At 39.3% G+C, this 18,468-nt stretch carries 21 protein-coding genes and 2 tRNA genes; 11 read left to right on the plus strand and 12 right to left on the minus strand.

The window, feature by feature from the left end; genetic code table 11:
• Positions 1-12 precede the first annotated feature (12 nt).
• On the minus strand, positions 13-483 hold the full coding sequence (locus ACUW6H_RS04775; RefSeq protein ID WP_454362031.1) for a DUF3013 family protein: 471 nt from the start codon (positions 481-483) through the stop codon (positions 13-15).
• Between the two features lie 115 nt (positions 484-598).
• Here ACUW6H_RS04775 and ACUW6H_RS04780 point away from each other — a divergent pair, with 115 nt between their 5' ends.
• The 4 genes from ACUW6H_RS04780 to ACUW6H_RS04795 all read left to right on the plus strand — a co-directional run bounded on the left by ACUW6H_RS04780 (position 599) and on the right by ACUW6H_RS04795 (position 3,212).
• Positions 599-1,870, plus strand: a complete 1,272-nt coding sequence (locus ACUW6H_RS04780) for a replication-associated recombination protein A (RefSeq protein ID WP_454362102.1) — start codon at positions 599-601, stop codon at positions 1,868-1,870.
• A gap of 264 nt (positions 1,871-2,134) precedes the next feature.
• Positions 2,135-2,207 (plus strand) — tRNA-Lys (locus ACUW6H_RS04785).
• A gap of 354 nt (positions 2,208-2,561) precedes the next feature.
• On the plus strand, positions 2,562-3,077 hold the full coding sequence (locus ACUW6H_RS04790) for a DUF308 domain-containing protein (protein ID WP_000672739.1): 516 nt from the start codon (positions 2,562-2,564) through the stop codon (positions 3,075-3,077).
• Between the two features lie 62 nt (positions 3,078-3,139).
• A tRNA-Lys gene (locus tag ACUW6H_RS04795) sits at positions 3,140-3,212 on the plus strand.
• Positions 3,213-3,352: 140 nt separating this feature from the next.
• On the opposite strand, the gene ACUW6H_RS04800 is transcribed toward ACUW6H_RS04795, so the two are convergent.
• Together ACUW6H_RS04800 and ACUW6H_RS04805 are read right to left on the minus strand one after the other, a co-directional pair.
• A complete protein-coding gene (locus tag ACUW6H_RS04800; RefSeq protein WP_001055021.1) occupies positions 3,353-4,441 on the minus strand; it encodes an AI-2E family transporter in 1,089 nt (362 codons plus the stop codon).
• A gap of 9 nt (positions 4,442-4,450) precedes the next feature.
• On the minus strand, positions 4,451-5,740 hold the full coding sequence (locus ACUW6H_RS04805) for a membrane protein (RefSeq protein ID WP_001062787.1): 1,290 nt from the start codon (positions 5,738-5,740) through the stop codon (positions 4,451-4,453).
• A gap of 803 nt (positions 5,741-6,543) precedes the next feature.
• On the opposite strand from ACUW6H_RS04805, the gene ACUW6H_RS04810 reads away from it, so the two are divergent.
• Positions 6,544-7,689 carry a low temperature requirement protein A gene (locus ACUW6H_RS04810; RefSeq protein WP_454362034.1) on the plus strand — a complete coding sequence of 382 codons (1,146 nt, stop codon included), beginning with the start codon at positions 6,544-6,546 and terminating at the stop codon, positions 7,687-7,689.
• A 155-nt stretch (positions 7,690-7,844) separates the two neighbouring features.
• On the opposite strand, the gene ACUW6H_RS04815 is transcribed toward ACUW6H_RS04810, so the two are convergent.
• The gene (locus tag ACUW6H_RS04815) at positions 7,845-9,326 is read right to left on the minus strand and encodes a M protein trans-acting positive regulator PRD domain-containing protein (protein WP_454362036.1); all 1,482 of its coding nucleotides are present in this window, start codon (positions 9,324-9,326) and stop codon (positions 7,845-7,847) included.
• Between the two features lie 296 nt (positions 9,327-9,622).
• Here ACUW6H_RS04815 and ACUW6H_RS04820 point away from each other — a divergent pair, with 296 nt between their 5' ends.
• The 5 genes from ACUW6H_RS04820 to ACUW6H_RS04840 all read left to right on the plus strand — a co-directional run bounded on the left by ACUW6H_RS04820 (position 9,623) and on the right by ACUW6H_RS04840 (position 11,543).
• Complete coding sequence (locus ACUW6H_RS04820) at positions 9,623-9,859, plus strand: GlsB/YeaQ/YmgE family stress response membrane protein (protein WP_033630119.1); 237 nt, start codon at positions 9,623-9,625, stop codon at positions 9,857-9,859.
• Between the two features lie 98 nt (positions 9,860-9,957).
• Positions 9,958-10,521 carry an alkaline shock response membrane anchor protein AmaP gene (gene amaP, locus ACUW6H_RS04825; protein WP_000045615.1) on the plus strand — a complete coding sequence of 188 codons (564 nt, stop codon included), beginning with the start codon at positions 9,958-9,960 and terminating at the stop codon, positions 10,519-10,521.
• A 10-nt stretch (positions 10,522-10,531) separates the two neighbouring features.
• Positions 10,532-10,702 (plus strand): DUF2273 domain-containing protein, encoded by a 171-nt coding sequence (locus ACUW6H_RS04830; protein ID WP_000454669.1) that lies wholly within the window; start codon positions 10,532-10,534, stop codon positions 10,700-10,702.
• Positions 10,703-10,713: 11 nt separating this feature from the next.
• Positions 10,714-11,298 (plus strand): Asp23/Gls24 family envelope stress response protein, encoded by a 585-nt coding sequence (locus ACUW6H_RS04835; RefSeq protein WP_000072931.1) that lies wholly within the window; start codon positions 10,714-10,716, stop codon positions 11,296-11,298.
• A gap of 41 nt (positions 11,299-11,339) precedes the next feature.
• Positions 11,340-11,543, plus strand: coding sequence for a CsbD family protein (locus tag ACUW6H_RS04840; RefSeq protein WP_000102421.1), 204 nt, complete (start codon positions 11,340-11,342; stop codon positions 11,541-11,543).
• Positions 11,544-11,760: 217 nt separating this feature from the next.
• On the opposite strand, the gene ACUW6H_RS04845 is transcribed toward ACUW6H_RS04840, so the two are convergent.
• The 3 genes from ACUW6H_RS04845 to ACUW6H_RS04855 all read right to left on the minus strand — a co-directional run bounded on the left by ACUW6H_RS04845 (position 11,761) and on the right by ACUW6H_RS04855 (position 13,434).
• A complete protein-coding gene (locus ACUW6H_RS04845; protein WP_217970970.1) occupies positions 11,761-12,282 on the minus strand; it encodes a hypothetical protein in 522 nt (173 codons plus the stop codon).
• A 69-nt stretch (positions 12,283-12,351) separates the two neighbouring features.
• Positions 12,352-12,876, minus strand: a complete 525-nt coding sequence (locus tag ACUW6H_RS04850) for a thiol-disulfide isomerase (RefSeq protein WP_217970971.1) — start codon at positions 12,874-12,876, stop codon at positions 12,352-12,354.
• 102 nt (positions 12,877-12,978) lie between these two features.
• Positions 12,979-13,434 carry a GNAT family N-acetyltransferase gene (locus ACUW6H_RS04855; protein WP_454362041.1) on the minus strand — a complete coding sequence of 152 codons (456 nt, stop codon included), beginning with the start codon at positions 13,432-13,434 and terminating at the stop codon, positions 12,979-12,981.
• A gap of 69 nt (positions 13,435-13,503) precedes the next feature.
• Here ACUW6H_RS04855 and ACUW6H_RS04860 point away from each other — a divergent pair, with 69 nt between their 5' ends.
• Complete coding sequence (locus tag ACUW6H_RS04860; protein ID WP_454362043.1) at positions 13,504-14,163, plus strand: prepilin peptidase; 660 nt, start codon at positions 13,504-13,506, stop codon at positions 14,161-14,163.
• Here ACUW6H_RS04860 and trpA read toward each other — a convergent pair.
• Genes trpA through trpD form a run of 5 tightly spaced genes read right to left on the minus strand, consistent with a single transcriptional unit; the run spans position 14,135 to position 18,459 of the window.
• The gene (trpA, locus tag ACUW6H_RS04865) at positions 14,135-14,911 is read right to left on the minus strand and encodes a tryptophan synthase subunit alpha (protein WP_454362045.1); all 777 of its coding nucleotides are present in this window, start codon (positions 14,909-14,911) and stop codon (positions 14,135-14,137) included. The genes ACUW6H_RS04860 and trpA overlap by 29 nt on opposite strands.
• Positions 14,904-16,127: a tryptophan synthase subunit beta gene (gene trpB / locus ACUW6H_RS04870; protein WP_454362047.1), complete on the minus strand. Its 1,224-nt coding sequence runs from the start codon at positions 16,125-16,127 to the stop codon at positions 14,904-14,906. Before trpB ends, trpA begins: the two co-directional genes overlap by 8 nt.
• A complete protein-coding gene (locus ACUW6H_RS04875; RefSeq protein WP_454362049.1) occupies positions 16,105-16,704 on the minus strand; it encodes a phosphoribosylanthranilate isomerase in 600 nt (199 codons plus the stop codon). Before ACUW6H_RS04875 ends, trpB begins: the two co-directional genes overlap by 23 nt.
• The gene (gene trpC / locus ACUW6H_RS04880; protein ID WP_454362051.1) at positions 16,691-17,458 is read right to left on the minus strand and encodes an indole-3-glycerol phosphate synthase TrpC; all 768 of its coding nucleotides are present in this window, start codon (positions 17,456-17,458) and stop codon (positions 16,691-16,693) included. Before trpC ends, ACUW6H_RS04875 begins: the two co-directional genes overlap by 14 nt.
• A complete protein-coding gene (trpD, locus tag ACUW6H_RS04885) occupies positions 17,455-18,459 on the minus strand; it encodes an anthranilate phosphoribosyltransferase (RefSeq protein ID WP_454362053.1) in 1,005 nt (334 codons plus the stop codon). The genes trpC and trpD overlap by 4 nt, the downstream gene beginning before the upstream one ends.
• Between the last annotated feature and the right edge of the window lie 9 nt (positions 18,460-18,468).

Here is an 18,468-nt window from a genome sequence, read left to right on the forward strand (position 1 = left end):
CCTCACTAGTTTCTAATACCTCGGATAAGGATAAAACTCCCCTTCCTCCAAGCCAACTTTTCCTTCTTCAAAGACTTCTTGGTTCCATTCCATGACAAATTCTTCTGCTTCTGGGTCTTCCAAAAAGTCCATGAGTGCATCTAGCCCAACCTCTGCAGTGTCTTTGAGGAATAGAGCAAAATAAGCTAAAAACTCACGAGAAAAACCTTTTTTAGGTAGGTAAGGGATAGCTGTCAAATAGTCTTCCTCATTGACTGTTGACTTGGCAGGATTGTAGAAAAGGACTGCTTCCTCGAAGAGAATGTCGTCTGATGAGACCTCTCCGTCCTCGTCCAGCATCTCTACTCCCGCAGCATTTTGTGCTTCCAATAAAAAACTCACTTCAACTGCATGATTGCGCTTGTCCCAGCTAATCTCATAGTCAAATGGAAAGTTCTTGTCCAATTCTTCCTCTAAAACATCTAAAAATCCGTATGTTGCCATTTTGTCCTCTTTCTATGCGACTCTTAAATCGCCCCGATTACTCGGAATTATGCTAAAATAGATACTACCATCTTACCACATATACATCAGAAAATCCATGTTAGAAAGGACTGCTATGCCAGACAACCTCGCGCTTCGCATGCGCCCAAAAACCATCGACCAGGTCATCGGTCAGGAGCATCTGGTCGGACCTGGAAAAATTATCCGTCGTATGGTGGAAGCCAATCGTCTGTCCTCCATGATTCTCTACGGACCTCCAGGAATCGGCAAAACCAGTATTGCCTCTGCCATCGCTGGAACGACCAAATATGCCTTTCGGACCTTCAATGCCACTGTTGATAGCAAAAAACGTCTCCAAGAGATCGCTGAAGAAGCTAAATTCTCAGGAGGATTAGTCCTGTTACTAGACGAGATTCATCGTCTGGATAAAACAAAGCAAGACTTTCTTCTGCCACTCTTGGAAAGTGGTCTGGTTGTCATGATTGGCGCTACGACTGAAAATCCTTTCTTTTCTGTCACTCCAGCCATTCGTAGTCGTGTTCAGATTTTTGAGTTAGAACCCTTGGCCAATCAAGATGTTAAAGAGGCGATTCAAATCGCTCTAACTGACCCTGAACGTGGCTTTGATTTCCCAGTTGAGCTAGATGAGGATGCACTGGATTTCATCGCGACCTCTACAAATGGAGACCTGCGTTCTGCCTTTAATTCACTAGATTTGGCTGTTCTCTCTACCCCTGAGAATGACAAGGGTATCCGCCATATCACGCTTGATATTATGGAAAATAGCCTCCAGCGGAGCTATATTACTATGGACAAGGATGGAGATGGGCACTACGATGTCCTCTCAGCCCTGCAAAAATCCATCCGCGGCTCGGATGTGGATGCCAGTCTCCACTACGCTGCCCGCTTGATTGAGGCTGGGGATCTGCCTAGTCTTGCTCGTCGTTTGACCGTTATAGCCTATGAAGATATCGGTTTGGCCAATCCTGAAGCGCAGATTCATACCGTAACTGCTCTAGATGCTGCACAAAAGATTGGTTTCCCAGAAGCCCGCATCCTCATCGCCAATGTCGTGATTGATTTGGCCCTTTCTCCAAAATCCAACTCAGCCTATATAGCTATGGATAAGGCACTTGCTGACCTCAAAACATCAGGTCATTTGCCCATTCCACGACACTTGCGTGATGGTCATTACAGCGGAAGCAAGGAACTTGGAAATGCCCAAGACTATCTCTATCCACACAACTATCCTGGAAATTGGGTCAAGCAAGACTATCTGCCAGAAAAAATTCGCAATCATCACTATTTCCAAGCAGAAGATACTGGTAAATATGAGCGAGCTTTGACTCAAAGAAAGGAAGCTATCGACCGTTTGCGAAAAATCTGAAATCCTTTTCAAAAAATTGCACTTACCTCTTGATTTTTTTTGAAAAAGTGGTATCATATAAACATAGAAACGCTGTGGTGTACGACTTCACACTTAAGTGTTGACCGACTATTTTTTGTATTATTAGGGAAACAAAAGTCTTCTAACAGCATGTAGGCCGTCTCACACGGAAACAGCTTCAGTTAGAGCGAGTTGCCCACCTGCTTAATTGCGCGGGTTCAATACAAACCGTGAAGTTTCGGCACCAATACAGCTTTTTTCTTTGCCTCCTTAGCTCAGCTGGCAGAGCAGCGGACTCTTAATCCGTGGGTCACAGGTTCGATCCCTGTAGGGGGCATCTAAATACAACAGGAAAAAGCCTTGTAAATCAAGGCTTTTTTTGCTTGTCTATAACTGATTTACCCCATCATTTGTCCCACATTTTAAATCTATCTTTTCTTTTTGAATCAAATTACATCTTTACAAATAGTGTAAAGCCAGTTACTTTTGCTTTGATGCCATACAATATTTTCATGTAGAGAAGACAAATTTTATCTTCTCTTTTTATTTTCAAAATAATAAAAACTGATTTTCTTTTCATAAATCAGACTGAAACTTCCAAATTTTCCATTTTGTTTATTGATATTTCCTCTAAAAAGGTGTATAATATTTTTATTATCAAACTATACTATACTATATAGGGGGTATTGAAATGAAATTTTCTAATCGTTTACTGCTATTCCTTGCAGGAGTTGTTTTTGTCCTTTTAGGACTTTTCCTATTTACAAACCCAGTAGCTAATCTTGTTGCTTACAGCTGGTGGATTGCATTTGGTTTACTGGTTTCTTCTATAGCAGCTATTTTAGGCTATTTCTCTGTACCAAAAGAGCTTCGCTCACCAGCTCATCTTTTCCAAGGGATTGTTAATCTTCTCTTAGCTCTTTACCTCGTTGCCTATGGCTTTGTGACGCTGCCAGTTGTCATTCCAACTATTTTAGGAATTTGGTTAATTGTAGAAGCCATTATAGCTTTCTTTAAAGGCAATCGTCTGGGATTGATTTTCCCTATTATTGGCAACCATATCATGTGGATAGCGTTGCTTGCATTTTTACTAGGTCTAGTGATTTTGTTCAATCCAGTAGCTACAAGTGTCTTTGTCGTTTATGTCGTTGCCTTTGCATTTTTAATTGTTGGTTTCACCTATATCCTTGATGCCTTTCGTAAATAATCTAGCTGCCATTTTGGGCATATTAAAATAGCTGGGAAGTTACATTCTCAGCTTTTTCTGTTGCCTCCTTAGCTCAGTTGGTAGAGCAGTAGACTCTTAAGCTATGGGGCGCAGGTTCGAGCCCTGCAGGGGGCACATCTAAATCAACAGAAATAAGCCTTGAAACCAAGGCTTTTTTTAACGTCTAATAGCTTTTTGTAGAAAAGTATTTAAAAATAAAAGAGAAGAGAATCTCTCACTCTCTTCTCAGTATATCTTATTAAATTTAGTTTTTCTTAATCTAGCTGATTTTCCTTTGCAACGACAAATTCCTTAACCAATCGATAGATAACAGCAAATATCGGTGTAAAGAATATCATCCCAAGTAAGCCAAAGAGATTGCCTCCAATACTAGCAGCCGCAAGCGTGAAAATAGCTGGCAAACCAATAGACTGACCTACAACTCTAGGATAAATAAGGTTTCCTTCAATCAGCTGTATAACTTGATATAGAAGAAGAGAAAGTAAGGCTTGAGTAGGACTCACTGTGAAGATAAAAATCGCTCCCACAACACAAGCAATCATAGGCCCTACATAAGGAATGAACGATAGCACTCCTGCAAAGATACCTGTCATTACTCCATAGGGTATCCCAAACACGCTGTAACCAACCGCTATCATAACTCCTATGATAACTGCTTCAATCAGCTGACTCATCAAAAATTGGTCATAAGTCTCTAGTGCTACTTGTCCAATGTAAGTCAACTTTATCACCACCTTCTCTGGAAGAAAAACTTTTAGAAGTCGACTCGTCATCGCTGCCAAATGTTCCTTACTGGATAAAAATGAAAAGGTGAAGACTATAATCAAAAAGGCATTCATCAAACTTGAAAAAATATTGCCGATATTACTAGTCAGACCTGATAAAAAACCTATCAAAGCTTGGCTAATAGAACTAGATTGTCCCTGTATGCCTGATACGATAGTTGACAACATGTCTTTGGTTACAAATTCCGAGCTGCCTAGCAATTTCCCAAGTTGAGTAAGGACTGTTGAAAGGACTGTTCCCAGCTGACTAATAGTCTGGGCTAGGGTTGGCAGCACCAAAACCAAAAGAGCAATCACGATTAAGATAAGAGCTAGGAAAACAAGTACCATGGCAATCGGACGACGCAACTCTGCCTTTACCTTCAATTTAACTAAGTACTGTTCAATTTTTTTCATAGGAACATTAAGCACAAAAGCAATAACAGCACCATAAATCAAGGTTGATATTACATCAAAGAGAGAGATTGCTCCTGATATAAAGCTCGATGCATTCAGAATTACAAGAGCAACCAGCCCTATAAAAAGTATTAACGGGGTGTATTTTTTTACTAAGTTCATAAATTTTCCTTAATAAACATGTTTAGATACGACTATACTATTTGGTTTTTCAAACTCTCGATTAAGGTAGGCTTGGTAAGTTCCTGGAGCGATAAATCCTTTGGGTGAGAGGATATCGGTGCCAGCCTGACCGACTATGGTATCAGCCAAGAGCACACAGTTTGTAGATAAGACAAAGTAGGATTTAAACTTAGATTTGATAAATTTATAAAGTTCCCCATCTGTCTCATGTCTGATTTTATAAGCGTAGGTGTAGTCTTCCTTACCATCACCTGTCATGATTTTATCTGCACTTGGCTCCCATGGAATCGTCAGTTGTTTCAATTCAGCCAACTTTTTCTGAACTGCTTTTTCCATTTCAGGCGTCAAATCTATCCCATAACCAAAAAGCGTTTTTTGACTCTCACGTTTACATAGGTCAATGTACTTGTCACGATCACAGAAATATAAGACACCATCTCCTACCATGCCAAATAAGGTCTCAGAAGACGGATCATAGTTGCCATAAGAAATAACACGGCCCTGATAGCAGATATCCACATGACCAATAGCTGAAAACAGGGAGGTCTCAGCTGTATGAACAAAAATTTCTAGCTCTGCTGTCTTACCAGACTTCACTATTCCAAGATGGATATCTTCTTCCTCATCAGCATTTTCCAGCATAAATTTGTTAATTTTTGCTAAAGTTCTTGCAGGGATGAGAGCGGCTAGGACAATAGGTAAGCTCATTCTTACACGACGTTTGAGATGGTTTTTCCCAATTTCCTCCTCAAACAAGAAACCATCACGGATATTGGACACACCATAAAGGAAAAAATAAGCCCCTAATACAAAGAGTTGAAAGACAGAATTTCCTGTAGAGGACAAAAGACTAGTCCCACCAAGAAAAACTAGTACGAGTCCATCTAGTAAGAGACGAAAACGAGGTCGAATTTTGTTTTTGCGGTAGAGAACATAGGTGACAAGGTTAATACTAGCATGAAAAATCTGATAAACTCCAATCACAAGAGCCAGAACATAAATCGGTATATCAGTCGCAAGATTAGAACCTAGCAAATATCCCAGCACTAACAATTTAACCAGTGCAACTCCCAAGGTATCCGTTGACTGGCTTTTTTTGAAAACTCTTAATAGCAAATCTACGACCGTTGCTATCCAAGCTAAAAACAGAACCAGGCGAATAACTGTTACTGGCAACCAAGTCCCCGTGACCATCAAGATGAGACCTAGCAGAACAAACAAGAACCCCTGAGCAAGTAATTTCTTACCTGTCAGACCTAAAGATAGAATTTTCGCCATATAAAAACCTTTCAACAATAAAAATTAAACACTCCGATTAAACTGACTAGTAAATAGCCAACACTACAAACAGCCTGTGCCAGCAACATATGGTGACTAGAAATGACTGTAATAATGTCACCATCTTGTCTTATGCACTTCTAAAATTTGTTATATTGATTAGAAACCAGAGCTTATAAAAACTAGCTAAACTCGAGAGATAGACACAATTGCGACGAAAAAATGTATAACCAATTCAACTTGTTAAGGTAAGAAAGCATTATTTCCAATCTATTAATTATTCATCTATTACCTATTATGACACAATATTCCCTATAGTTCAACTTTTTACTTGTTTTTATATTACACGGACTAAAAAGTTTTCAACAGTTGATTGCATGTGTTTTAATAAGTTTTAACCTTTCTTGGTTAGATAAAAAAAGAACCATACAGTTTAGAATCTGTATGGTTTTTGCCCCACTTTTGTCCCATTTTTAAATCATGACATTGAAAATACCTAAAATCACTTATATTTCAATATTTTTAATTGCTCTCAATATGAAAGTCCTTTCCAAATCCCTGTAGGGGGCATCTAAATCAACAGGAAAAAGCCTTGGAATCAAGGCTTTTTTGTGTAGTCTTAGCACTAAAAAACGATAGAAAAAACACCCCTTCTGAACTGCACCCCAAAAGTTAGACAGAAAAAACCTAACTTTTGTGGCGCAGTTCATTCGCGCCACATAAAGTTATTTAAGCATCTCCTTTTCTTTTATTACCATTTTCTGTTATAATAAATTGTACTTCTAAAATAGAAAGGTCTTAAGATGACAACTCTTATTAAACATAAACGTGTAGAATTTTCAGAACTTTTTTATGACCTAGTTTTTGTTTTTGCAATTTCAAAAGTAACTACTTTAATTGAGCATCTTCATAACGGTATTTTGACTTGGAATTCTTTCCTTGATTTTTTCATGGCTGTCTTGGTTCTCACTGATTCATGGATGATTCAAACCGTTTATACCAATCGCTATGGAAAGAACTCTTTATTTAACATGGTAATCATGTTTATCAAAATGGGACTTTTACTCTTTATAGCCAATATGATTGGACCTGATTGGCAACAATATTTTCATTATCTTTGTTGGGCTGTTGGTACATTAACCTTTACCTTATTTTTACAATATTTGGTTGAATTTTTTAGAAAATCAACCGATAATGTTGAACGGGAAAGTATCAAAGGTTTTCTATGGATAACAGGTCTAGGAAGTTTAGGAGTCTATCTAGCAGCTCTTCTTCCTATTTACGTTGGAGTCTCTGTCTTATTTGCTAGTATTCTGCTAACATTTATTATGCCAATTATCTTGCTTAGTAAAGATAAGCATTACCAGGTAAATCTCCCCCATTTAATCGAGCGCATCTCCCTTCTTGTCATTATTACGTTTGGAGAGATGATTATGGAGCTAGCTAACTTCTTTACAATCGAGAATTTCTCGATTTATTCGGTTCTTTATTTCATTATTATGCTTTCTCTGTTCTTGTTTTATTTTGGTCAATTCGACCATGCTATTGATGAAAAATCTAATCAAAAGGGACTATTTCTAATTTACAGTCACTATCCTATTTTCATTGGACTTATGATGATGACCGTTTCGATGAGTTTTCTTCTGAATCCTGAAGCTAATCGTCTCTTTGCAACCATCTTCTCTTATATCGGATTTGGCCTCTTCCAAGTTGCTGTCCTAGTAAATGGGCCCTGTAACAAACACTATCTTCGCTATTCGAAAAGTTACTACTGTGTCCAAGCGACACTCTATCTGGCTGCCTTGATTCTCTCTTTAATCTTTGCTTCTAATCCTATAATAGTAGTGAGTATTACAACCATTTTAGCTCTAGCTATAGCCATTCATTTTATTTATTTTTATATGACACAGAATAAAAAATATTCCAAATCTAACTGGGAGTTATTTTAATGAGTTTATAACATAAAAAAGCTTTGGGAACCAAGGCTTTTTGTTGTTCTGAACTAAAAAATGACAGGATTGTTAGGATATTCTGAGTTTAGTATAGATAAAATTCTTTCCTTATAAAACAAAAAACGCTATCTAGCGTTTTTTGTTATTCTTAGTTACTCGTCTAATCGAATAAACATCATTGCGTTAAGCAAAGAGATGAGAGCGACTGTATTGACATTATTGGAATAGATCAGTCTCTTATTTTCAATAGGTGGAATAATAAAATTTGAAATAATGATGTCGTAAGGTGATTCTTTTAGAGCATCAATGGACAACTCTAATTCACTCCAGACCTCCAGTTCAAAATTGTTACTGCAATAGTAAGCAAGTGTCTCGGCTACTGATTTTGCATGATACTGATCAAAATTACTCACGACCAAAACCTTTAATTTAGGTTGGTTTTGTAAAAGATTTAACACTAAGTGTTTGCTATGGGTGATAAAAGTATAGGATAAATGATTGACCTTCATTGAATTACGATCCATATCCAAAGCCTCTAGATAGTGTTCAATCCCTTCCTTCACCTCTGAAACAAAGCGAGGGAAAATATTTTGAAAGTTCTTGATTGTATTGCCTTTTTGATCAAATAAGATAAACTCTGTTGATAATTCCTGGCGATGCAGATGTGCCGTATTGTGCATATGCCAAATCAGATTGTCCTTATTGTCTACTTGAAGATTATACTCTCTTGATACCTGATCCACTAAATCTTCCAATAACTGATACGATTTTTTTACATAGCTGTCAGTTTTTGCATAGTTCAAGAATAATTCTTCATCTATGAAAAACATTTTTTGAAAATAGGATACAAATAGTTGACCGATCACTTCTTTATTCAGTGAGATCTGATATTCAGAATCAAAACTCGCTACAATCTCGTTGATTCCTTCTGCCTGCATAAACGATTCCAACAATTGATTGTTAAAAGAGTCTCTCTCAACTTCCATGAAATGACCAAACTTTATGCGATATAAATTTGTAACCAGAAGTAATTTTAACATTCTGTGAGTTGATAAATTCATCGGGAAAGAAGTTGCTTTATAGACTAATTCCAATAATTGAGACAAGGGTTCTTGAGAAAAATCTTCAAAGGGCCATTCAAGGAAATAATATTTCTCTGAAAAATACTGGGCAAAAAAGTAACGGATATCAATCTCATTTCCAGTGATTCGAACTGGATTGAGGCTAATTTCAAAACGATATTGTTTCTTAATAATTTTATTAATATGACTGATGATACGGTAAAGAGAGGAAGAACTGATATAAAACTCTTTGCAAATACTATCAGTATCACATCCTTCATTAAAGAAGACAAATTCTAAAATTGAAAAGTGGGTTGAATGCTTAAAAAAATGATGATAGACCATCTCAATATCACTATCATCAGTATTAATGATACGGATGCCGTTTGTTGAAGAATGAAATATCAAGTCAGGAAAAGAAGATCTGAGTTGAGACAAGTCATCTTTTACAGAACGTTCTGTACAGTTCAATAATTCTGCTAGTTCTGAAATATGAAACCAGCGTTTGTTTTCAAATAGTAATTCTAATAATTCTAATTGTCTGTGACTTTTTTTCGATAATAAATCTCTCATGTATAACTTTTCTTTCTTTATAATAAACTAAATGATTGTCTTTCAATCTTCATGCAATTATACCATATAGAGTGCATTTATCCTCTTATAACGACTTTTGCTTGCGATGAAAAGACTCGCTTCATCACCTAGAACCTCAGTAGAATCAAACTTTTCTTATTTATCTGTATCTAAAGTACATATTTACAGTACGGATTTTAAGACGAACTATTTTCTTTCCAAATTGAAATACTATATAATTAGTGTAATCAAAGAAAATGATTCTTTGATTTAGAAATAGAAAAGGAGGATACACTATGTTGTGGTCCATTATTGTAGGAGGTCTTATTGGTCTCGCCGCAGGTGCAATCACTAAAAAAGGTGGTTCAATGGGACTGATTGCGAATATCTTTGCAGGTCTTATCGGTTCGTCTGTAGGGCAATCACTTCTAGGAAGCTGGGGACCTTCATTGGCTGGAATGGCTATTATTCCGTCAATCGTAGGTGCAGTGATTGTTGTTGCAGTCGTTTCATTTCTATTTGGTAAAAAATAAGCATTACCTAATAAGAAATTAAAGTGATAAGCCATAATTTTGAATTCTGTAGACGGGTAAAATTATGGTTTAAAGCTTTTCAATTGAAAGGATTTAATATGTCAAAATCAAAGAAAATATTGTTACTTATTTTCTGTATCTTAATCTTGACTATTTTCCTTCCTATTCTCATAGATTATCATCAGGTCAGTGATTTAGATATCCACTTATTCAGTTGGAGAGATTTCTACGCTGAATTTCTGATTGCTAGATATGTCTTTTGGGGGACACTTGTCCTATCGGTTTTAGTTTTAATTTCAATGTTAGTGATACTCTTTTATCCTAAACAATATTTAGAGATTCAATTAGAAACTCAAGAAGATACATTAAAACTAAAAAATTCAGCTATCGAAGGCTTTGTTCGATGTTTGGTCATTGATCATCAGTTGATGAAAGAACCAACGGTCCATGTAAATAGCCGCAAAAATAAATGTTTCGTTACTGTAGAAGGAAAAATTCTTCCTTCAGACAACATCTCAAATCGATGTCTAGTCATTCAGAATGAAATAACTCATGGATTAAAGCAGTTCTTTGGTATTGAACGTGAGGTAAAACTTGAAGTTAAAGTTAAAGAAGTTGAACCTCGAAAAACGACCAAAAAGACTGTTAGTCGTGTAAAGTAAGGAAGTAAAAATGGAATGGTTTAAAAAATATCAGTATCCAATTATTGCAGGTTTAGTAGGTGTCATTCTCGCTTGCTTTATCTTATCCTTTGGCTTTTTCAAAACACTATTTGTACTAATTTGTGGAGCCTTAGGAGCATTTGCTGGATACTATGTTAAGGAAAAATATTTAAATAAATAAAGGAGTCTCGTATGTCAAACGTAGATAAAAATGTAGAAAAAAAAGATGTTGCTGTTGTTTCTCAAGATGTTAAAGGGGAACTCACTTATGAAGACAAAGTCATCCAAAAAATCATTGGTCTTTCACTTGAAAAAGTACCTGGACTTTTGGATGTGGATGGAGGATTCTTCTCTAATCTAACAGAAAAAATTATCAATACAGATAATGTCACTCATGGTGTCAATGTTGAAGTTGGGAAAGAACAAGTTGCAGTTGACTTGAACATTGTTGTTGAGTACCAAAAGAATGTCCCTGCTTTGTACAAAGAAATCAAAGATGTTGTCGTATCACAAGTTACAAAAATGACTGATCTAGAAGTTGTTGAAGTCAATGTGAATGTTGTTGATATCAAAACGAAGGAACAGCATGAAGCAGATTCAGTTAGCCTCCAAGACCGAGTAACTGACGTGGCTTCTTCAACAGGAGAATTTGCTTCAGAACAATTTGAAAAAGTAAAATCTGGTATCGGTTCAGGTGTTGCTGCTGTTCAAGAAAAAGTAGGCGAAGGTGTTGAAGCCGTTAAGGGCGAAGCAAAGGAAAATGCTCGCGTACACTAATTTATCTTGTCAAAATCAATCAATTTAAAGGGGGCAGAATCATGTCAACAGAAGAAAAATTAAATCAAGCAAAAGGTTCCATTAAAGAAGGTGTCGGCAAAATGATCGGCGATGAAAAAATGGAAAAAGAAGGAACAGCTGAAAAAGTTGTTTCTAAAGTAAAAGAAGTTGCTGAAGATGCTAAAGACGCTGTCGAAGGCGCTATTGAAGGTGTGAAAAACATGCTTCACAAAGATGAAAAATAAGGCTAAACCTTAATTGACCTTTTCATCCATAGTAGTCAAAAAGAGGACATTTACGGTCCTCTTTTTTTGTAGATCGGATTCTAAACACGCTTCTCAATTTTCGCTAAAAGGTATTGTCAACAGGAAAAAGCCTTGGTTTCAAGGCTTTTTCCTGTTGACAATAAGATTTCCCTTTTAAAGAAAGAAAATTTAAAAGCTTGCACACTACTAGGCTGGCTTACTTATCCACCACCTGAGCCTCAAATTGGGCTGGTTGGTTGTCTACATTGGTAATGGTTATCGTGTAGGGCTTGTTATTGGTGGCATCAAACACTTTTTCACCTTGGTAACTCACAACAACTCCATCTTTTTCTAAATAAATTTCTGCTTGCTTGTTTGGAAGTTCTTCGTCCACCTCGTCCAAACCATGGCTTTTTATAATTTTTTGTCCCTCTACTTCATAGTAAACATCACCATTTCTCTCACTCCAAACACTAGAGCCAGTTAATTTAATTCTGCTAGAATCTTTTTTCTTCAAGATGAAGATTGAATAGTATTCCAAATCTTGTGTTCTGGGATTTACTCTTAAGCTGACGGATTGACCTGGTTGAGGAGTGTATTTGCCATAGTTCAAAACGGAAAAGACAAACCAAACTAGCAGCAAACTATACAAGACTCCTATAATCATTCGTGAGCGCCTACTTTTAAACAAACGTAAAAGTAAGACAAAAGAGACAATAAAGAGCAATTCTGTAAACATTTTGTCCCCCCTTTCTCATCATCGTTGACATTCTGCACAGAGTCTCGCATCCATTTCTCACTAGTAACCTCAACCATACAAAGTCTGATACATCTTAGCTAGAAAAGCTTTCAACTCTTTTTGAACAATCTTTAACAAGCGTTCTTCTTCGGCTTGAGAGATGTTCACACTTTCTTTATTTTGATTACTAATATGAGAATAGTAGCTACGTTTTAGGGTTAATTGATTGTCTAAAATATAGTAGACATTTATTTTTTCCTCATTTACCATTGTTTCAAATAAAACAGAGACTTCATCCCTACTAGGATTCAACATTTTCAAATCGATGTCTCCTTTTATCCCTATGGAGTCAATTCCTCCATCCAAACGGATAGCACCGTCGGGAGGAACAATATAGCCTGCTTTTCGCATGTCAGACGCATATTTTCCTGAATCCATTAAATGTTGTAAGACAGCTATACTGTCCTTTTCTTCAAAGGAGGTCTTTAATTGGAAGCGTTCTTGGTGGTTTTGATACTGAAAATAAAGATTGATACCAACAACTAAGGCAAGTACAGAAGCGAGCAAGATTCGTATTTTTCTACATCTCGACATGTTTATCTCCTCTATCTAAGAAATCATAGAAATTTTGTTTCCAACTTTGAAAGGTAACTGTCTTATCCCCGGATATCCTTGGAACTCTAACTCAAGTGACTGCTATCTACCCTTTTTCATGATGTATTTTCGTATAGGTGTTTCAACCATTTGAACGATTTCAAATCCTTCTTTTTGGTAAAGATTGTAAGCTGTGTGATTTGCCTCGTAAACATTTAGAGAAATAGTATCTATGTCTTCATTTTCAAATGCCAAACTAACAAATTTCCTTAAAGCCTGGCTACCTAAGCCTTGCCCCTGCTTCTGGGGGTTGATAAAAAATCTCCCGATATGAAGATTCCTGTCTTCTAGCCTGATTTTCTGGATAAGCCCCACAAACTCTTGTCCATCAAAGATTGAAAAGATCCCTTCCAAATCTTGCAAGACTTGAATTGTCAAGGGAAAAGGAATCATTGTTCCCATCCATTGTTCTTGAAAGGATTTGCCTATGGAGTTGGACCATTGGCATACGAATTGAGCGTTTTCTGTACTCATATTTTCTTCAAAACGAATCATCATCTTGACCTCACCATCTTATCAATGTTTCTTTATTATACTACTTCTTCTATTTTTTACGAATAGATAAGTATGATTGATCTTTATTTTTTTCTTGTCGGGAGCATTCTCGCTTCCTTTCTAGGTTTGGTCATTGACCGTTTCCCTGAGCAATCCATTATTCGACCAGCTAGCCACTGTAATTCCTGTCAGACTCGCTTGCGACCGCTAGATTTGATTCCTATCCTCTCGCAGGTCTTCAATCGCTTTCGCTGTCGCTACTGCAAGATTCACTATCCATTCTGGTATGCCCTTTTTGAATTCGGCTTAGGACTCCTCTTTCTGACTTGGTCTTGGGGCTGGATTTCCTTGGGCCAAGTCATCCTAATCACTGCTGGCTTGACCTTAGGCATCTACGACCTTCTCCATCAGGAATATCCCTTGCTGGTCTGGCTGACGTTTCACCTAATCCTCATGGCTTTCTGTGGCTGGAATCTGGTTATGATTTTCTTCCTTGTCCTCGGAATCATGGCCCATTTTATCGATATTCGCATGGGCGCAGGGGATTTTCTCTTTCTGGCTTCTTGTGCGCTCGTCTTTAGCGTGACAGAATTACTCATCTTGATCCAGTTCGCTTCTGCGATGGGCATTCTGGCCTTTCTACTGCAAAAGAAAAAGGAAAGACTTCCTTTTGTGCCTTTCCTCTTACTTGCTACTTGTGTGATTATTTTTGGTAAGCTACTGCTTGTTTGATAAAGTTCTCAATCGGCTCTCCTTGGTGGAGAGCTTTTACGATTTTCGAACCGACAATAACGCCATCTGACACCGCATTAAAGCGTTCTACATCAGCCTGGCTAGACACACCAAAACCTGTCAAGACTGGGATGTCAGCTACTTGATGCAATTGTGCCAAGTGCTTGTCCAAGTCTGCACGGTAATTTCCTGACCTCCCTGTCACCCCATTGATGGCAACGGCATAGACAAATCCCTCAGCTCCCTTGATTAACTCTTTTTGGCGCTCGAGTCCTGTGGTCAAACTAACTAGGGGAATCAAGGCGATATCTGTGTCTGCCAAAAAGGGCTCTACAAAGTTGGCATGCTCATGAGGCAGGTCTGGGATAATCAAGCCCTTAACTGCTGTATCTGCCAGATCTTTGACAAATTTCTCCACACCGTACTGAAAGAGGGGGTTGAAGTAGGTCATGATGACAAGCGGAACTTCTGTTTGAATGGTTTTCAAGGTTTCAACCAAAGCCTGGGTAGAAGTTCCATGAGCTAGACTGCGCAAGCCTGCTTCTTCGATTACAGGTCCATCTGCAACAGGGTCTGAAAAGGGAATACCCACTTCAATAGCAGAAACACCCAAATCTTCTAAAAAGTGGATTGTTTCACCAAGACCATCTAATCCTTTCTCATGGTCCCCAGCCATGATATAGGGAACGAAAATTCCTTTTCCTGCTGCTTTGATAGCGTTCAATTTTTCTGTTAGTGTCTTAGACATGGGCTTCTCCCTTCTTTGCTGCATCTGCTTCCAAGCGGTCTTTGACTTGAACCACATCCTTGTCCCCACGACCAGATAGGCAGACAATCATAGACTTGTCTGGACCAAGTTCTTTGGCCAATTTCACCGCGAAGGCAATGGCATGGCTAGATTCCAAGGCTGGGATAATTCCTTCCACGCGAGACAAGAGTTTGAATCCTTCCAAGGCTTCCTCGTCCGTCACAGGAACATAGCTGGCACGTTTGATATCGTGGTAGTGTGAATGTTCTGGACCGATACCAGGATAGTCCAAACCTGCTGAGATAGAGAAGGCTTCAAGAATTTGACCATGGGCATCTTGGAGCACATCCATGAGGGAACCATGGAGAACACCTGGACGACCCTTGGTCAAGGTAGCTGCGTGGTGCTCCGTGTCCACACCAAGTCCAGCTGCTTCAGCCCCATACATGGCTACTGACTCATCTTCTACAAAGGGATGGAAAAGGCCGATAGCATTAGAACCACCACCAACACAGGCTACTAGGGCATCTGGTAAATCTTGACCTGTCAAGTCACGGTACTGTTGTTTAGCTTCTCGACCGATGACACTTTGGAAGTCACGAACGATTTCTGGGAAGGGATGAGGTCCCAAGGCAGAGCCTAGGATATAGTGGGTATCATCAATATTAGCCACCCATGAACGAAGGGCTGCATTGACCGCATCCTTGAGCACGCGCGAACCATCTGTCACTGCCTCGACCTTGGCTCCCAAAAGCTCCATACGGAAGACATTGAGGGCTTGGCGTTTGACATCTTCCTCACCCATATAGATGGTACATTCCATGTTAAAGAGGGCTGCAGCTGTTGCAGTTGCTACACCGTGCTGACCAGCACCTGTTTCTGCGATAATTTTCTTTTTGCCCATGCGTTTAGCCAGAAGAACCTGTCCCAAGGCATTGTTAATCTTGTGAGCCCCTGTATGGTTGAGGTCTTCCCGTTTGAGATAAATCTTGGCTCCGCCAATATGCTGGGTCAAGTTTTTTGCGTAGTAAAGGGGAGTTTCACGTCCTACATACTGGCGTAAGAGCTGGTTTAATTCCTCTTGGAAACTTGGGTCCGCCTGACTTTCACGGTAAGCCTTCTCCAACTCTAAAACTGCTGTCATCAATGTTTCTGGGACGAAACGTCCGCCGAATTTTCCGTAAAATCCTTCTTTATTTGGTTCTTGATATGCCATGCTTTACCCTCTCTATAAATCTTCTAATCTTTTCATGATCTTTTTGTCCATCTGTCTCCACTCCACTTGATACATCTACTGCATAGGGAGTAAAGTGTTGAATTGCTTTTGCTACATTGTCTTCATTAAGCCCACCTGCGATAAAGAAGGGCTGAGCTAGTCCTGTCGTATCCAGTTGACCCCAGTCAAAATTCTGGCCACTCCCTGCCACAGGGGCATCAAAGAGTAAATAATCTGCCTGAGAATTGGGGACATGACCATTTCCATCTACCTGCACAGCCTGAATGCTGGCACAAGGTAAATCCTCAAACAAATTATCTGCTACCTGACCGTGAACTTGAACCAAGTCCAAGCCAACTTTTTCAATCGCTTCTAGCAGTTGAGCTCGACTTGGTGAAACAAATACACCAACCTTTTTTACATCTACAGGAATGAGCTTTGCCAGCTCTGTAGCCTCTTCCAAGGTCACCTGTCTTTTACTAGGTGCAAAGACAAAACCAATGTAATCTGCCCCTGCTGAAATGGCTGTCTCCACCGCTTCTTTGGTCGATAGTCCACAAATCTTAACCTTTGTCAATCTGCAACTCCTTGATTCTCTGGGCCACATCTTCTGCCTTCATGAGAGCTGTCCCCACCAAAATTCCGTTAAAGGATTCTGCTACTCGTTCTGCATCCTGCCCTGTGAAAATAGCAGATTCAGAAATGTAATAGTGACCTTTCTTAAAGTGCTGAGCCAAGTCTACACTGGTCTGCAAGTCGACTTCAAAGGTGGTCAAGTTGCGGTTATTAACCCCAATAATCTCAGCACCCAGTCTGTGGGCCACCTCTAGTTCAGCAAGATTGTGAGTCTCCACCAAGACTTCCAGACCAAGCTCTGTCGCGTAGTCATATAGTTCCTTGAGGCGTTCTTCTGACAAAGCAGCCACGATGAGCAGGATAACTGTCGCGCCGGCATTGCGAGCACGGATGATTTGCTTTTCATCGATGATAAAGTCCTTGTTGAGCGTCGGAATCTGTACCTGACTAGAAATCTCCCGCAGATAATCCAAATGCCCTTTAAAGAAAACTTCATCTGTCAAAACCGAAATCATCACTGCTCCATTTGCTTCATAAGTCTGGGCCTGTTGCACAATATCCACATCGAGATTGATATCTCCCAAACTAGGGCTAGCCTTCTTGACCTCAGCAATTACCTGCAAACGGTCACGGTGATTCTTCAAAAATTCTGCCAAGCGATAGGTCTGACGCAAGGGCTGGATTTGCTCCAGCTCCATCTGCTCGACCTCACGCGCCTTCTGCTCTAAGATTCGTGCTAAAAATTCCTGACTCATTTTTGGTACTCCTGTAACAGTCTGAGTTTTTCAAGGGCCTTGCCACTAGCAATTACTTGACGGGCCAAGGCAACTCCTTCCTTGATACTAGCTACCTTACCATTGGCATAGAAACCAAGACCAGCATTTAAAACTGTCGTTTCCAAGAATGGACTTGGTTCGTTTTTAAGAACGCTAAGCAAGATTTCTGCATTTTCCTGAGCATTCCCTCCACGAATATCTTCGATAGCGTAGCGCTCCATCCCCAAATCCTCTGGAGTGAAGCTTGACAAGGTGATTTCGCCATTTTCAAGAAGAGCAATCTTGGTTGTTCCATTCAAGCCTGCTTCATCTAGCCCTTCTGGTCCAGCAACCACAATGGCACGTTTGCGACCCATATTTTTCAAAACCTGAGCTGTACTTTCTAGCAGTTCTGGACGACTAATGCCAAGAAGCTGTGTTTCCAAAGCCATTGGGTGAATCAGGGGACCAGTCAAGTTCATAATCGTTGGAATTCCCAACTCCAAACGAGCGGGCATGATGTACTTCATAGCTGGGTGCATATTTTTAGCAAAGAGAAAGACGATTCCAGTTTTATCGAAAACCTTACCTAGTTCAGCTGGTTTGAGGTCAAGATTGATGCCTAATGCTTGAAGGACATCTGCCGAACCCGATTTAGAAGAAATCGAACGGTTACCGTGCTTGGCCATATGAATGCCGCCGCCAGCCAAGACAAAGGCTGCAGTTGTGGAAATGTTAAAGCTGAAGGACTTGTCCCCACCTGTACCACAGTTGTCCATAGCATCATGAATTTCAGTTGGAATGTGTTGGGCATGCCCTCTCATGACTTGTGCAATGGCTGTGCGTTCTTCAGGTGTTTCCCCCTTCATCTTAAGGGCCAAGAGGAGAGAAGCAATCTGCGCTTCGGTTACACGCCCAGTTACGATACGCTCGATGACATCCGTCATTTCCACACCTGATAAATTTTTAAATTTTGCTAATTTTTCAATAATCTCTTTCATCCTAGTTTC

Source organism: Streptococcus sp. 151470009-6 (assembly GCF_053628175.1).

What these genes read in the sequence shown, in the direction of transcription:
- ACUW6H_RS04820 (WP_033630119.1), top strand. Translation starts at nt 9,623, where the DNA reads ATGTTGTGGTCCATTATTGTAGGAGGTCTTATTGGTCTCGCCGCAGGT.
- ACUW6H_RS04800 (WP_001055021.1), bottom strand. Translation starts at nt 4,441, where the DNA reads ATGAACTTAGTAAAAAAATACACCCCGTTAATACTTTTTATAGGGCTG.
- ACUW6H_RS04850 (WP_217970971.1), bottom strand. Translation starts at nt 12,876, where the DNA reads ATGTCGAGATGTAGAAAAATACGAATCTTGCTCGCTTCTGTACTTGCC.
- ACUW6H_RS04845 (WP_217970970.1), bottom strand. Translation starts at nt 12,282, where the DNA reads ATGTTTACAGAATTGCTCTTTATTGTCTCTTTTGTCTTACTTTTACGT.
- ACUW6H_RS04840 (WP_000102421.1), top strand. Translation starts at nt 11,340, where the DNA reads ATGTCAACAGAAGAAAAATTAAATCAAGCAAAAGGTTCCATTAAAGAA.
- ACUW6H_RS04810 (WP_454362034.1), top strand. Translation starts at nt 6,544, where the DNA reads ATGACAACTCTTATTAAACATAAACGTGTAGAATTTTCAGAACTTTTT.
- ACUW6H_RS04860 (WP_454362043.1), top strand. Translation starts at nt 13,504, where the DNA reads ATGATTGATCTTTATTTTTTTCTTGTCGGGAGCATTCTCGCTTCCTTT.
- ACUW6H_RS04835 (WP_000072931.1), top strand. Translation starts at nt 10,714, where the DNA reads ATGTCAAACGTAGATAAAAATGTAGAAAAAAAAGATGTTGCTGTTGTT.
- trpC (WP_454362051.1), bottom strand. Translation starts at nt 17,458, where the DNA reads ATGAGTCAGGAATTTTTAGCACGAATCTTAGAGCAGAAGGCGCGTGAG.
- amaP (WP_000045615.1), top strand. Translation starts at nt 9,958, where the DNA reads ATGTCAAAATCAAAGAAAATATTGTTACTTATTTTCTGTATCTTAATC.
- ACUW6H_RS04775 (WP_454362031.1), bottom strand. Translation starts at nt 483, where the DNA reads ATGGCAACATACGGATTTTTAGATGTTTTAGAGGAAGAATTGGACAAG.
- trpB (WP_454362047.1), bottom strand. Translation starts at nt 16,127, where the DNA reads ATGGCATATCAAGAACCAAATAAAGAAGGATTTTACGGAAAATTCGGC.
- ACUW6H_RS04855 (WP_454362041.1), bottom strand. Translation starts at nt 13,434, where the DNA reads ATGATGATTCGTTTTGAAGAAAATATGAGTACAGAAAACGCTCAATTC.
- trpD (WP_454362053.1), bottom strand. Translation starts at nt 18,459, where the DNA reads ATGAAAGAGATTATTGAAAAATTAGCAAAATTTAAAAATTTATCAGGT.
- trpA (WP_454362045.1), bottom strand. Translation starts at nt 14,911, where the DNA reads ATGTCTAAGACACTAACAGAAAAATTGAACGCTATCAAAGCAGCAGGA.
- ACUW6H_RS04830 (WP_000454669.1), top strand. Translation starts at nt 10,532, where the DNA reads ATGGAATGGTTTAAAAAATATCAGTATCCAATTATTGCAGGTTTAGTA.
- ACUW6H_RS04780 (WP_454362102.1), top strand. Translation starts at nt 599, where the DNA reads ATGCCAGACAACCTCGCGCTTCGCATGCGCCCAAAAACCATCGACCAG.
- ACUW6H_RS04805 (WP_001062787.1), bottom strand. Translation starts at nt 5,740, where the DNA reads ATGGCGAAAATTCTATCTTTAGGTCTGACAGGTAAGAAATTACTTGCT.
- ACUW6H_RS04815 (WP_454362036.1), bottom strand. Translation starts at nt 9,326, where the DNA reads ATGAGAGATTTATTATCGAAAAAAAGTCACAGACAATTAGAATTATTA.
- ACUW6H_RS04790 (WP_000672739.1), top strand. Translation starts at nt 2,562, where the DNA reads ATGAAATTTTCTAATCGTTTACTGCTATTCCTTGCAGGAGTTGTTTTT.